The sequence below is a fragment of the Kribbella sp. NPDC104740 genome, from assembly GCF_055583505.1.
This window is the reverse complement of sequence record NZ_JBVJNV010000002.1, coordinates 60,619-73,823: the sequence shown is the minus strand read 5'-3', so window position 1 is coordinate 73,823 and position 13,205 is coordinate 60,619. Positions and strand designations below refer to the sequence as shown.

The window sequence follows — 13,205 nt, the reverse complement described above, 5'->3', positions numbered from 1 at the left end:
TGGTGGAATGACCGGATGTCCACCGACACCGGCCTGGGAGTGGCCGCCTTCGTCGTCCTGCCGCTGCTGGTGGCGATCGCCGTCCTGGCCTCGCGGTCGGCGCAGCTGCGGCACGACAAGGGCATCGTCACCGCGGCGGTCCGGGCCGTGCTCCAGCTCGCGCTGGTCGGCGCGGTCGTGGGGTTCGCGCTGCAGACGATCTGGGGTGCGCTGGCGTTCGTGCTGGTGATGCTGACGGTCGCGACGATCACCAGCACCCGGCGGCTCCAGTCGACCGCCGTGGTCCCCGGTCTGCTCGCGTACTGCGCGGTCGCGATCGGCGGCAGCGCGTGCGTCGTGTTGCTGCTGCTGATTCTGCCGGGGGTGGTGCCGCGGAATCCGGAGACGATCTTGCCGATGGGCGGGATCGTCATCGGCGGCGCGATGAACGCGACGACGCTGGCCGGCCGGCGGCTGCTCCACGAGTACGGCGCGCGCTTCGGCGAGTACGAGGCCGCGCTCTCGATCGGGCTGATGCCACCGGACGCGTTCAAGCTGGTCGCCGGGCCGACCGCGGGCGACGCGCTGCTGCCGGCGCTCGACCAGACCCGGACGGTCGGGCTGGTCACGCTGCCGGGCGCCTTCGTCGGGATGGTGCTCGGCGGGGCGTCACCGACCGCGGCCGCGGCGCTGCAGCTCGTGGTCCTGCTCGGCCTGATCGCGGCCGAGGCGATCGCCATCCTGGTCACCGCGGAGCTCCTTGCCCGCGCCGCGCTGCCGGACGGGCGTACGGTTTCCTCATGACCGACGACAACAGCATCCTCCACCGCATCAACGGCCTGGTGGCCGAGGAGCACGACCTGCGCACCAAGCACGCCGCCGGCCAGGTCGACGACGCCGACGAGAAGGCCCGCCTGCGCGCCCTCGAGGTCGAGCTCGACCAGTGCTGGGACCTGCTCCGCCAGCGCCGCGCCAAGCGCGAGTTCGGCGACGACCCCGACACCGCGCAGTCCCGCTCCGCCGACACGGTCGAGGGCTACCTCAACTAGCAGCAACCAGACCTCTCAAGTACCGGCCACCGATCAGGTGGCCGGTACTTGAAGGGCGCTACGTCAGCCGATCTCTCGAGTACCAGCCACCGATCAGGTGGCCGGTACCTGAAAGATGCGTGGTCAGAATCCTCTGAGCTTCTCCGGAGAGATCCGGATCAGCACCGGATAGTCCCGGTGGAAGTCCTCCGTGCTCATCCCCAGCCCCGCGAGCCCCTCGGCGTACTTCGCGTTGTACACCTCGAGCTCCTCAGCCGTGGCACCACCGGCATCAACCCGCGCGTCCCCGGAGATCACCCCGACATCCCCACCCGTGAACGTCGCGTTGAAGTGCAGCGCCACCCGCGGCGACCGCTCGACGTTGTGTACCTTCGCCTTGCCCGCCTGGCTGAAGACCAGCACCTCCCGCCCGTTCCAGTGGAACCAGACCGGATTCGGCGCCGGCGTCCCCGACTTGCCGACGGTGGTCAGCCAGATCACCTGCTCCCCCGCCAACTGCTTCGCGATCCGCGCCCCGAACGCGTCCGACGTATCGATCGTGAACATGTGAACCCCTCGTCGCTGAGCTGAGCTGAACGGTCAGTTCGGGCCCAGGCGTCCCCACTCGATCGCCGGGCAGCGGTTCATCACCATCGTCAGTCCCGCGGCCGTCGTCCGGGTGTAGGCGTCCGGGTCCTCCACATCCAGCTGGAACCAGACCGCCCGCGCGTTGATTCCCACCGCCTCGTCCGCGACCGCACCGGCCAGCTCGGACCGGACGAAGACGTCCACGCAGTCCACCGCGAACGGGATCTCGGCGAGCGTCGCGTACCCCTGCTCCCCGTGCACGGTCTCCGCCGACGGGTGGACGGGCACGATCCGCTTCCCGTGCTGCTGCAGGAACCGCGCCACGCCGTACGCCGCCCGGCTGGTGTTGTTCGACAGGCCGACCACGGCCCAGGTCTGGCAGTCGGCCAGGATCTTGCGGATGTCGCTCTCGTCAGCCCAGTTCGCCATACCTCGATCTTCTCTCAACCTGGCGAATTCATGCCTGTCGTCTCAGGTAGGTCAGCACCGCCGAAACCCGCCGGTCGAGCCCGTCCTCGAGGTGCAGCTTGGCGAAGATGTTCCCGACGTGCTTGCGCACCGCCGCCTCGCTCACCACCAGCTCCGCGGCGATCGACGCGTTCACCCGCCCCTCGGCCATCAGCGCGAGCACCTCCAGCTCCCGTGGCGTCAGCGCGGCCAGCGGCCCGTCGTCCCGCCGCCGGGCCAGCAGCTGCCGCACGACCTCCGGGTCCACCACCGTCCCGCCCTCGGCGACCCGGTCCAGCGACGCCAGGAACTCCGTCACGTGCCCGACGCGGTCCTTCAGCAGGTACCCGATCCCACCCGTCGTCGTCTCCAGCAGCGACGACAAGTACGCGTCAGCGACGTACTGCGACAGCACCAGGATCCCGATCGCCGGCAGCTCGGCCCGGATCGCCGCAGCCGCCCGCAGGCCCTCGTCGCTGTGCCCCGGCGGCATCCGCACGTCAGTGATCACCACGTCCGGCGGCGACTTCCGTACGACGGCCACCAGCGCGTCCCCGTCGCCCACCGCGTCCCGCACTTCGTGCCCGGCCCGGTCGAGGATGCTCGCCAGCCCCTCACGCAGCAGCATCGAGTCCTCGGCGAGCACGATGCTCAGTCGACGAGCCGGCACGGGCACTCCATCCGTAGTCGCGTGGGCCCACCAGGTGGGCTGGACAGGTCGAGTGTGCCGCCCAGAGCGTCCAGCCGGGTGACCAGACCGGTCAGCCCGGTCCCCTGCGCCGGGTCAGCGCCACCCCGGCCGTCGTCGGTGACAGTCACCACCAGGCGGTCGCGGTTGATCCACGCCTGGACGTGGCAGTTGGTTGCTGAAGCGTGCTTGGCCACGTTCCCCAGCGCCTCGCTGACCACGAAGTACGCCGCCGCCTCGATCGGCGGCGGCAGCCGCTCCGGCAGCGCCACCTGCACAGAGACCGGCATCGGCATCCGGTCAGCCACCTCCCGTACGGCGGCCTCCAGCCCCAGGTCGACGAGCACGCGCGGGTGGATGCCACGCACCGCCTCCCGCAGGTCAGCCAGCGCAGCCTCGGCCTCCCCATGCGCCTTGACGACCAGCCGCTTGCTCTCGCCCTCCGGCAGGTCCAGCTCCGCCAGCCCCAGCGTCATGGTGAGCCCCACCAACCGCTGCTGGACGCCGTCGTGCAGGTGCCGCTCGATCCGCGCCCGCTCGGTCTCGAACGCGTCCACGAGGTCCAGCCGGGAGCGGCGCAGCTCAGCGACGTTGCGGCGCAGCTCCTCCTCCCGCGGGCCCAGCAGCGCCTTGGCCAGCGACGCCTCGACAGCAGCGAGCACACCGAGCAGGTACGACGAGACGACGTAGAACACCGGCCCGAAGGTGAACAGGAACAGGAACCCCTCACCGGTCGTGTCGAGGATCCACGGGCCCATCCCCATGCTGTCGTCGGTCGCGATCATCGGCGCCAGCAGCGTGAGGACCAGCGTCGCCGCGCTCAGCCCGGCGAACGCGGCGCTGAACAGCCACACGAACGTGCCGAGCAGTACGCCGTACCCGAGCGCCCGCAGCGACGCCTGCTCGCGGCGCCGGAACTTGAGCCGCTCGCGGCGGGTCATGTTCGGCGGCATCTTCGCGTGCGGGCTGGCGATGCCGCGCGGGAGCACGAGCCGCGCACGGCCGCGCTCGATCGTGCCGATCAGTACGCCGTACAGGGGGAAGAGCGTGAGCAGCAGGATGCCGACCACGAGCGGGCTGAGCAGCGCGCTGATGCCGACGGACACGAGCAGGACGGCGATCGTGACGATGCCCAGCGGGATCGAGCTGAGCAGGTAGGCGTAGGAGCGCCAGGGCCAGGACGACACGAGGTACCGCTTGGTCGTCAACGCCGCCCACGCGGACTCCGGTCCCTCCACACGGCAACCCTAGGTCCCGAACAGGCCGCCGCACGGTAGCTCACGCGCTACCTCTGAACTCGTGCACAGGCCAGCGCACAAAGCCCAGCCGGACGCTTCGCTAGAAGCATGACGAGCATCGCGCCCCAGCAGACGCCCATCCCGCACCGCCCGGCGGCTCAGCCGCCAGGGCCTCCGGGCCACCCCCATCCCCCCGCTCTGCTGCTCGACGGGATCACCAAGACCTACAAGTCCAAGGCCGGCTCGGTCGACGCGCTGCGCGGCGTGACCTACCACTTCCAGCGCGGCTCGTTCACCGCCGTGATGGGCCCGTCCGGCTCCGGCAAGTCCACGCTCCTGCAATGCGCCGCCGGCCTCGACAAGCCGTCCACCGGCGCGGTCGTCCTGAACGGCATCCCGCTGCACGGCCTCAACGAGGTCGAGCTGACCAAGCTGCGCCGTCAGGAGATGGGGTTCGTCTTCCAGGCCTACAACCTGCTCCCCAGCCTCACCGTCTACGACAACGTCGCCCTCCCGCTCCGCCTCACCGGCCGGCGCCCCCGGCGTACCGACGTGCACGACGTCCTCCAGCAGGTCGGACTCGCCGACAAGGCCAAGCGCCGGCCCGCCGAGCTCTCCGGCGGCCAGCAGCAGCGGGTCGCGATCGCCCGTGCGCTGATCACCCAGCCGGCGGTCTTCTTCGCCGACGAGCCGACCGGCGCCCTGGACAGCAGCACCAGCCGCCAGGTCCTCGACCTGTTGCGCACAGCAACCGACCGCAGCGGTCAGACCGTCGTCATGGTCACCCACGACCCGGTCGCCGCCGCGTACGCCGACCGCGTGCTGTTCCTGTCCGACGGCCTCGTCGCCGGCTCCCTCGACCGCGGCACGCCCCAGCAGATCGCCGCCGCCATGAGCGACCTCGAACGCTGATCCCGCTCGCCGACCCGATCGACCTGGAGTCCCGATGTTCTTCCTCAGCCGTCAAACGGTCAGCCGGCACCGATCCCTGTACGCCGGTTCGTTCGTCGCCCTGGCCGTCGGCGTCTTCCTCCTCGGCCTCGCCGCGACGGCCACCGCCGCCACCATCGCGTACGACGCACCGCCCGGCACCACGATCCCGGTCCGTCTCCCCGGCGGCGACGGCACCGCCCCGCACACGGTCCACGTCAACCCGACCGGCGAGGACGTCTCCGGTCTCCAGGTCGTGCTCAGCATGGTCGGGACGATCAGCGGGTTCATCACGATCTTCGTCATCGCCAGCACGTTCGCCTTCGCCGTCGCCTCCCGCCGCCGCGAGATCGGCCTGCTCCGGCTCGTCGGCGCGACCCCGAAGCAGATCCGCCGGATGATCCTCGGCGAAGCCCTGGTCGTCGCGCTCGCCGCCTCCGTCACCGGCGCCGCGCTGGCCCTGCTCGCGACCCCACTGCTGCTCGCAAAGGCGTCGTACACCGATCTCGCGCCGGTCAAGCTCGAACCGGCCAGCCCGTGGATCGCCCTGGCCATCGCGATGTCGATCGGCCTGGTCGTCGCGATGCTCGGCGCCCGCTCGGCCGCTCGCCGCGCCGGCCGGATCGGCGCGATCGACGCCCTCCGCGAGGCCGCGCTCGAACCGCCACGCATCGGTCCGGTCCGCGTGGTCTTCGGCCTGCTGGTCCTGGCCGGCTCGATCGTCCTGCTCGCGCTGATCCGCCCGGGCACCGGCGAGGGCGTCGTTCCGCTCGCGATGTTCACGCCGATGCTGCTGGTCGTCGCGCTCACGCTGCTCGCGCCGCTGATCATGCCGCTGCTGGGCCACCTGCTCGCGATGCCGCTGGTCGCCTGGACCAACATCTCCGGCCTTCTCGCCCAGAGCAACGTGGTCGCGGCTCCCCGCCGTACGGCGTCACTCGCGGCTCCGATCCTCGCCATCTCGGCGATCGCGGGCTCGTTGGTGCTCACGCTCAGCTTCGCCGCCGACGCCTCGACGGCGAGCATCCGCGACACCCTGCTCGCTCCGGTCGTCGTCACGCCGACGGAGGAGGGCGCCTGGTCCGGGTCCGCGAGAGAGCGCGTTCTCGCGACGCCCGGCGTGGCCGCGGTCGACGCCGCGATCCCGCTGACCGTGATCCGGGTCAGCAGCGACTCCGCCGATCTCGAGGACGCCGAAGGCATCGACACCACGGTGGCCCCGCGGGCCCGGCGGCTGGAAGCGCTCTCTGGTGATCTCACCGCGCTCTCGCAGCCGAACACCGTTGCCGTTAGCAAGGAGCTGGCCGGCTACGAGGGCTACAAGGTCGGCAGCGAGATCCCGGTGACGTTCACCGACGGCGCGGCCGCCCGGCTGAGGGTGGTCGCGATCGTCCGCACCGCGATCGAGATCAACGCCTCGATGCTCGTCTCCCAGGACCTCGCCCGGGCCCACGCCCCGACCACGAACCCGACCCGCTACTTCGTCCTGCCCACCCCCGGCACCGACACCGCCGCGCTGATCAACACCCTCAACACGATCCCGGGCGCGCACGCCGTACCGGCCACCACCTGGGAAGCCGAGCAGGGCCAAGGCGTCCGCGACGGCAACCAGCTCGGCCTGATCCTGCTGCTCGGCCCGGCCGCGCTCTACAGCGCGATCGCGATCGTCAACACGCTCCTGATGGGCAGCCTGCAGCGCGGCCGCGAGTTCGTCACGTCCCGCCTGCTCGGAGCAACGCCCGCGCAGATCCGCCGGATGGTGCTGTGGGAGTCGACGCTGGTCGGCGCGGTCGCCCTCACCCTCGGCACGGTCATCACCGGCACCGTCGGCGCGCTGATCCGGCACGCGATGAGCGAAGGGCTCACCGATGTTCCGACCACGGTCCCCTGGGGAACGCTGCTCGGTATCGGCACGATCTGCCTGGTCCTGACCGCGGGCTCCGCGCTCGCGCCGACCGCGTTCATCCTGCGCCACTCGCATCCGTCGGCGGCGGCAGAATGACAGAACAAAAGATTGATACTAATTTACGAATTAATATTGACACTGGTGACGGGTCGCCGCAAGATCGTCGGCAAGCACCGCCCCCGACCCCTTCCACGGCAACACCGAACCCTCCCGGCTGGTCGCCGACCAGCAGCCTCCCGCCTCCGGTGAAGGAAGAAACGCGCACGAGGCCTGCCCGCCAGGAGGTGCTGAGGTTGCCGTAGGCAACCACATCCACCAGGAGGTTCCTCATGCCCATCTTCACCAACCCCGCCGGCGGACGACCGATCTCGCGGCGCACCTTCCTGGCCGGCGCGGCCGTCGCGGGCGTCGGCTCGAGCGCGCTGCTGAGCGGCTGCGCGAACGGCAGCGCCGGCGGCACCTCGGCCGACGCCGGCAAGGGCGGCGGCGGCAAGGGCGGTACCGTCACCTGGGCGTCGTGGGCCAACCCCGGCGAGGCCGAGCGGTTCCGGCAGATCTCGAAGGACTACGAGAAGGCGTACGGGACCAAGGCCGACTTCCAGGTCGTCGTCGGCGACTACGGCGCCAAGCTGCTCACCCAGCTGGCCGGCGGCAGCGCGCCGGACGTCTTCTACGTCCAGGACGTCGCGATGCAGCGGCTGATCCAGTCCAAGAACCTGATGGACTTCACCGACTTCACCTCCAAGCCGGAGTCCCCGCTCAAGCTCGACTCGCTCTACCCGAACCTGATGGAGTGGTGCAAGCCCGCCGACGGCAGCCCCGGCACGTACGGCCTGGTCGTCGACTGCAACCCGATCGTGTTCTGGTTCAACAAGGACATGGCTGCCGCCGCCGGGGTCACCGAGAACCCGGCCCAGCGGCACGAGAACGGCACCTGGAACCGCGACGCCCTCGACGACTTCCTGACCAAGATCAAGGCCACCGGCAAGCGCGGCATGGTGCTGGAGGGCGGCTTCGGCCCGCTGTTCAGCTGGATGACCGCGTTCGGCGGCAAGACCGTCGAAGGCCGCAACGCGGTCTTCAACGAGGACGCCAAGTCGATGGAGACCCTGGAGTGGATCTGGGAGGGGCTCGCGGCCGGGAAGATCACCTACAGCGGCACGCTGCCCAAGGGCCAGGGCGTCGACGCGCTGTTCTACGGCCAGCAGCTGGCCAGCTGCCAGATGGGTCGCTGGATCCTGCCGAACCTGAAGAAGCTCAAGTTCGGCTACGACATCGCGCCGTTCGCGTCCGAGGACGGCAAGAGCGTCGCCTCGACGATCGTCTACACCGCGGCGATGGGTGTGAACGCCAAGGCCAAGGACCCCGAGGCCGCGATGTACTTCGCCACCCGCTTCGTCAACAAGGACGGCCAGAAGGCCCGCCTGTCCGGCGGCGGCAACGCCGTACCGGCGACCGCCGGCCTCGACGACGTGGTGACCGAGGGCAACCTGCCCGAGCACGGCGGCTGGTTCGCCGACGTCGCCAAGGCCGGCTACGCGATCCCGCCGGCGATCGCCTCCAAGGCCACGGTCGGGGCCAACCTCGGCACCGAGATGGACAAGTCGATCAAGGCCGGCGACAACGCGAAGACGTTCGCCGACAAGATCTGCACGTTCATCAACAACGGGAGCTGAGGCATGCCGACCGCTGCCGCCGTACGGCGCAAGCAGCGCGCCGAGGCGCTGTGGGGGTACGCGTTCCTGACCCCCCAGCTGATCGGCCTGGTCGTGTTCATGCTCGGGCCGCTGGTCTTCGCGCTGATCCTGTCGTTCTCCAGCTGGGACGGGTTCGGCTCCCGGACCTTCGTCGGGCTGCAGAACTTCATCGACGTCTGGAAGACGCCGCAGCTGCGCCAGTCCTGGCTGAACACCGCGTGGTTCACGGTCCTGCAGGTCCCCGGGCTGATGCTCACCGGCTTCTTCTTCGCGTTCATGATCCAGAAGGCGCACAAGCTCAAGTCGTTCTACCGGGTCTTCTTCTTCGCGCCGCAGGTCACCTCGTCGGTCGCGGTGGCCGCGATCTGGCTGTGGCTGCTGAACCCGGAGATCAGCCCGCTGAACGCCGCGCTGAAGTCGCTCGGCATCCCGAACCCGCCGGACTGGCTGCAGGACCCCAAGACCGTCATCCCCGCGATCGTCCTGGTGTCGATCTGGCAGGGGCTGGGCTACATGATCGTGATGTTCGTGGCCGGCCTGGAGAACATCTCGCCGGCGCTGATGGAGGCCGCCGACATCGACGGCGCCTCGGAGTGGCAGAAGCTGCGCCGGATCACGGTGCCGCTGCTGTCGCCGACGATCCTGTTCCTGTCGGTGACCTCGATCATCGGGTCGTTCCAGGTGTTCGACTACATCTTCTTCTTCTTCGACACCACGGCGCCGGCCGGAGCCCACACGATCGTCTACGACATCGTCAACGTCGCGTTCCGGGAGTTCCGGTTCGGCTTCGCCGCGGCGATCGCGATCTACCTGTTCCTGATCCTGCTGGCCCTGACCGGTCTGCAGCTCCTCGCCCAGAAGAGGTGGGTGCACTACACCGAATGAGACTCTCGACGCACGACGCCGCTCGCCGCTTCCGCCCGTCCTGGATCCCGCTGCACCTGATCCTGGTCGCCGGGTCGCTGGTGATGTTCGTCCCGTTCCTGTGGATGCTGTTCTCGGCGCTGAAACCGCTGGACGAGATCTTCGCCCAGCCGCCCAAGCTGTTCCCGAAGGTCTGGCAGCCGGAGAACTTCGCCACCGCCTGGCAGGGCGCCGACTTCGCCCGGGCCTACTTCAACAGCGTCTACATCGCCGCCCTGGTGACGGCGCTGACGCTGCTCACCTGCTCGATGGCGGCCTACTCCTTCGCCCGGATCCGGTTCCCCGGCCGCCGGGCCCTGTTCGGGGTCTTCCTGGCCACCATGATGGTGCCGTTCCAGCTGACCGTGATCCCGCTCTACGTGATCATGGGCAAGCTGCACTGGATCGACACCCACCTGGCCCTGATCGTCCCGCCCGCGCTGTTCAACGCGTTCGGGGTGTTCCTGCTCCGCCAGTACATCCGCGGCCTGCCGCTGGAGCTGGAGGAGGCGGCCGCGATCGACGGGGCCGGCCGGATCCGGATCTTCACCACGATCGTGCTGCCGCTGCTGCGGACACCGCTGGTGGCGCTCGGGATCTTCGTCTTCCTCGGCCAGTGGAACTCGTTCTTCTCGCCGCTGATCTTCCTGAACAGCGACGAGAACTTCACCGTCCCGCTGGTCGTCAACCAGTTCAAGGGCGCCTACTCCTCGGACTGGACCAGCCTGATGGCGGCCACCACGATGGCGGCGCTGCCGATGCTGCTGGTGTTCGTCGTCGCCCAGCGCCAGATCGTGCAGGGCATCGCTTTGTCCGGATCCAAGACCTGACCACGCCCGGCTAACACTCGGAGATCCCTGGCACAAACTCTTCGAACCTCACGAGAACCCCGCGGTACCGGCCCCCGGCGTACCGACGATCGTCGGTACCGGTCCAGGCCGGTGGAACCTCCACCGGCCGCGCAGACCGGCCAACAGGAAGGATCACCCATGCGCACGCGCATCATCGCCGGGGCCCTGCTGACCGCGGGCCTGCTCGCCACTCCGGCCGTCGCCATGGCCGACTCGGTCCGCATCACCGGTGACGAGACCGGTTCGGTCCGGATCACCGGCGACGAGACCGGCTCGGTTCGCATCACCGGCGACGAGACCGGCTCCGTCCGGATCACCGGCGTGGCGATCTGATCACCCGCCGGGACTGATCGGCTGTCCGCCCGTGCCGCCCGGAGCAGATCCGGGCGGCACGGGTCGCCGCAGCTCGGGGCAGGTCGTTGGCGGGAGTTGTCGGTACGGCGTCGTAGGGTTGGCGCCTAACAGCCGGCACCACCGAGGAGTGCACAGACCCGCATGGCACGCCGTACCAGCACCACCGCCGAACCCGAGGACTTCGAGGAGCGCATCCTCGACGTCGACGTCTCCGACGAGATGCGCACCAGCTTCCTGGAGTACGCCTACTCGGTGATCTACTCCCGCGCGCTCCCCGACGCCCGGGACGGCCTCAAACCGGTGCAGCGGCGGATCCTGTTCTCGATGGCGGAGAACAACATCCGTCCCGACCGCGGGCACGTGAAGAGCGCCCGCGTCGTCGGTGAAGTGATGGGTAAGTACCACCCGCACGGTGACGGCGCGATCTACGACGCCCTGGTCCGGACGGCGCAGCCGTGGTCGATGCGGGTCCCGCTGATCGACGGCCACGGAAACTTCGGCTCCCTCGACGACGGCCCCGCCGCGATGCGGTACACCGAGTGCCGGATGGCGCCGTCCGCGCTGGCGATGACCAACGGTCTCGACGAGGACGTCGTCGACTTCAAGCCGAACTACGACGGCCGCGAGGAAGAGCCCTCGGTCCTGCCCGCCGCCTTCCCGAACCTGCTGGTCAACGGTGCGGCCGGCATCGCCGTCGGCATGGCCACCAACATGGCCCCGCACAACCTGGTCGAGGTCATCCAGGCCCTGCGGCACCTGATCAAGACCCCGGACGCCGACCTCGACGACCTGATGCGCTTCATCCCCGGCCCGGACCTGCCCACCGGCGGCAAGATCGTCGGCCTGGAAGGCATCAAGGACGCGTACGCCGCCGGGCGCGGCAGCTTCAAGATGCGCGCCACCGCGCGGATCGAGAACGTCACCCCGCGCCGGAAGGGCATCGTGGTCACCGAGCTGCCGTACACGGTCGGCCCGGAGAAGGTGATCGAGAAGATCAAGACGCTGGTCCAGGCCAAGAAGCTGCAGGGCATCGCCGACGTCAAGGACCTCACCGACCGCAGCCACGGCACCCGCCTGGTGATCGAGGTCAAGAACGGTTTCGTCCCCGAGGCGCTGCTGGAGCAGCTGTACAAGCTGACCCCGCTCGAGGACTCGTTCTCGATCAACGCGGTCTGCTTGGTCGACGGCCAGCCGCAGACCCTCGGGCTGCGCTCGCTGCTCGAGGTCTACCTGGAGCACCGCTACTCGGTCACCCGGCGGCGCAGCGAGTTCCGCAAGCGGAAGGCCGAGGAGCGGCTGCACATCGTCGACGGTCTGCTGGTCGCGATCCTCGACATCGACGAGGTCATCCAGATCATCCGGACCAGCGACGACGCCGCCGCGGCGCGGACGCGGTTGATGGACATCTACGACCTGTCCGAGGTCCAGACCAACTACATCCTGGACATGCCGCTGCGGCGGCTGACCAAGTTCAGCAAGCTCGAGCTGGACACCGAGAAGGCCGAGCTCGAGGCGACGATCGAGAAGCTGACCGCGATCCTCAACGACGCGGCACTGCTCAAGAAGATCGTCTCCGAGGAGCTCGCCGAGATCGCGAAGACCTACGGGACGCCGCGGCGTACGGTGCTGCTGGAGTCGTCCGGCGCGGCCAAGACCGCCGCCGTACCGCTCGAGGTCACCGACGACCCGTGCTGGGTGCTGATGAGCTCGACCGGGCTGCTGGCCCGGACGAACGGCGTCGAGCCGTTCGGTGCGGCCGACGGCCGGGCCAAGCACGACGCGATCGTGTCCGCGATCAAGAGCACCGCCCGCGGTCAGTACGGTCTCGTCACCAGCGCCGGCCGGCTGATCCGGCTGGAGTCGCTCGACCTCCCGGCCGTCCCGACGACGGCCAGCGCGCCGAACCTGCAGGGTGGCGCGCCGATCGCCGAGTTCGTCGAGCTCGAGGCCGGCGAGCGCGCGCTCGCGCTGACCACGATGGACCCGGAGTCGGTCGGCCTCGCGGTCGGTACGGCGACCGGCGTCGTGAAGCGGATCGTGCCCGACCACCTGAGCAACCGCGACTCCTGGGAGATCATCCGGCTCGCCGACGGCGACCAGGTCGTCGGCGCGGTCGAGCTGGCCACCGGCGACGAGGAGCTCTGCTTCATCGCCAGCGACGCCCAGCTGCTGCACTTCCCCGCCTCGGCGGTCCGCCCGCAGGGCCGGACAGCGGGCGGTATGGCCGGCATCCGGCTGTCGTCGGGCGCGAAGGTCGTGTACTTCGGCGCGGTCGACGCCGCCCGCGAGGCGCACGTCGTCACGATCGCGGGCTCCTCGTCGGCGCTGCCGGGGACGGAGGTCGGCGCGGTGAAGGTGACGCCGTTCAGCGAGTACCCGGCCAAGGGCCGCGCGACCGGAGGCGTCCGCTGCCAGCGGCTGCTCAAGGGTGAGGACGGGCTGCTCTTCGGCTTCGTCGGTACGGCGCCGGTCAAGGCCAGCGCCACCAGCGGCGCCCCGGTGGACCTGCCGCCGGTCGACCCGCGGCGCGACGGTTCCGGCGTACCGGTGGCTCAGCCGATCGCCGCCTGCGCCCCGGACCTGGCAGGCTGAGCCC

General features: G+C 69.8%; 13 protein-coding genes. 9 read left to right on the top strand and 4 right to left on the bottom strand.

What is annotated here, in order from left to right; genetic code table 11:
- Positions 1 to 15: 15 nt before the first annotated feature.
- Both ACZ6Z4_RS10025 and ACZ6Z4_RS10020 read left to right on the top strand, forming a co-directional pair.
- Positions 16 to 783, top strand: a complete 768-nt coding sequence (locus ACZ6Z4_RS10025; RefSeq protein ID WP_465560874.1) for an ABC transporter permease — start codon at positions 16 to 18, stop codon at positions 781 to 783.
- Positions 780 to 1,028 carry a DUF2630 family protein gene (locus ACZ6Z4_RS10020; RefSeq protein ID WP_465560871.1) on the top strand — a complete coding sequence of 83 codons (249 nt, stop codon included), beginning with the start codon at positions 780 to 782 and terminating at the stop codon, positions 1,026 to 1,028. Before ACZ6Z4_RS10025 ends, ACZ6Z4_RS10020 begins: the two co-directional genes overlap by 4 nt.
- A gap of 123 nt (positions 1,029 to 1,151) precedes the next feature.
- On the opposite strand, the gene ACZ6Z4_RS10015 is transcribed toward ACZ6Z4_RS10020, so the two are convergent.
- From ACZ6Z4_RS10015 to ACZ6Z4_RS10000, 4 genes are read right to left on the bottom strand one after another with little or no spacing between them, the layout of a single operon-like run.
- On the bottom strand, positions 1,152 to 1,574 hold the full coding sequence (locus tag ACZ6Z4_RS10015) for a TIGR03667 family PPOX class F420-dependent oxidoreductase (protein WP_465560868.1): 423 nt from the start codon (positions 1,572 to 1,574) through the stop codon (positions 1,152 to 1,154).
- A 33-nt stretch (positions 1,575 to 1,607) separates the two neighbouring features.
- The gene (locus tag ACZ6Z4_RS10010) at positions 1,608 to 2,024 is read right to left on the bottom strand and encodes a CoA-binding protein (protein ID WP_465560865.1); all 417 of its coding nucleotides are present in this window, start codon (positions 2,022 to 2,024) and stop codon (positions 1,608 to 1,610) included.
- Between the two features lie 28 nt (positions 2,025 to 2,052).
- Complete coding sequence (locus ACZ6Z4_RS10005) at positions 2,053 to 2,712, bottom strand: response regulator transcription factor (RefSeq protein ID WP_363676904.1); 660 nt, start codon at positions 2,710 to 2,712, stop codon at positions 2,053 to 2,055.
- Positions 2,694 to 3,968 (bottom strand): sensor histidine kinase, encoded by a 1,275-nt coding sequence (locus tag ACZ6Z4_RS10000; protein ID WP_465560862.1) that lies wholly within the window; start codon positions 3,966 to 3,968, stop codon positions 2,694 to 2,696. The genes ACZ6Z4_RS10005 and ACZ6Z4_RS10000 overlap by 19 nt, the downstream gene beginning before the upstream one ends.
- A gap of 108 nt (positions 3,969 to 4,076) precedes the next feature.
- Here ACZ6Z4_RS10000 and ACZ6Z4_RS09995 point away from each other — a divergent pair, with 108 nt between their 5' ends.
- From ACZ6Z4_RS09995 to ACZ6Z4_RS09965, 7 genes are all read left to right on the top strand, one after another.
- Positions 4,077 to 4,880 carry an ABC transporter ATP-binding protein gene (locus tag ACZ6Z4_RS09995; protein WP_465560857.1) on the top strand — a complete coding sequence of 268 codons (804 nt, stop codon included), beginning with the start codon at positions 4,077 to 4,079 and terminating at the stop codon, positions 4,878 to 4,880.
- A 34-nt stretch (positions 4,881 to 4,914) separates the two neighbouring features.
- On the top strand, positions 4,915 to 6,900 hold the full coding sequence (locus tag ACZ6Z4_RS09990; RefSeq protein WP_465560853.1) for an FtsX-like permease family protein: 1,986 nt from the start codon (positions 4,915 to 4,917) through the stop codon (positions 6,898 to 6,900).
- A 233-nt stretch (positions 6,901 to 7,133) separates the two neighbouring features.
- Positions 7,134 to 8,480, top strand: a complete 1,347-nt coding sequence (locus tag ACZ6Z4_RS09985; RefSeq protein ID WP_465560850.1) for a type 2 periplasmic-binding domain-containing protein — start codon at positions 7,134 to 7,136, stop codon at positions 8,478 to 8,480.
- Between the two features lie 3 nt (positions 8,481 to 8,483).
- On the top strand, positions 8,484 to 9,386 hold the full coding sequence (locus ACZ6Z4_RS09980; RefSeq protein ID WP_363676909.1) for a carbohydrate ABC transporter permease: 903 nt from the start codon (positions 8,484 to 8,486) through the stop codon (positions 9,384 to 9,386).
- The gene (locus tag ACZ6Z4_RS09975; RefSeq protein ID WP_363676910.1) at positions 9,383 to 10,234 is read left to right on the top strand and encodes a carbohydrate ABC transporter permease; all 852 of its coding nucleotides are present in this window, start codon (positions 9,383 to 9,385) and stop codon (positions 10,232 to 10,234) included. The genes ACZ6Z4_RS09980 and ACZ6Z4_RS09975 overlap by 4 nt, the downstream gene beginning before the upstream one ends.
- A 159-nt stretch (positions 10,235 to 10,393) precedes the next feature.
- Positions 10,394 to 10,588 carry a hypothetical protein gene (locus ACZ6Z4_RS09970; protein WP_465560845.1) on the top strand — a complete coding sequence of 65 codons (195 nt, stop codon included), beginning with the start codon at positions 10,394 to 10,396 and terminating at the stop codon, positions 10,586 to 10,588.
- Positions 10,589 to 10,750: 162 nt separating this feature from the next.
- Positions 10,751 to 13,201 carry a DNA gyrase/topoisomerase IV subunit A gene (locus ACZ6Z4_RS09965; protein WP_465560841.1) on the top strand — a complete coding sequence of 817 codons (2,451 nt, stop codon included), beginning with the start codon at positions 10,751 to 10,753 and terminating at the stop codon, positions 13,199 to 13,201.
- Positions 13,202 to 13,205 lie beyond the last annotated feature (4 nt).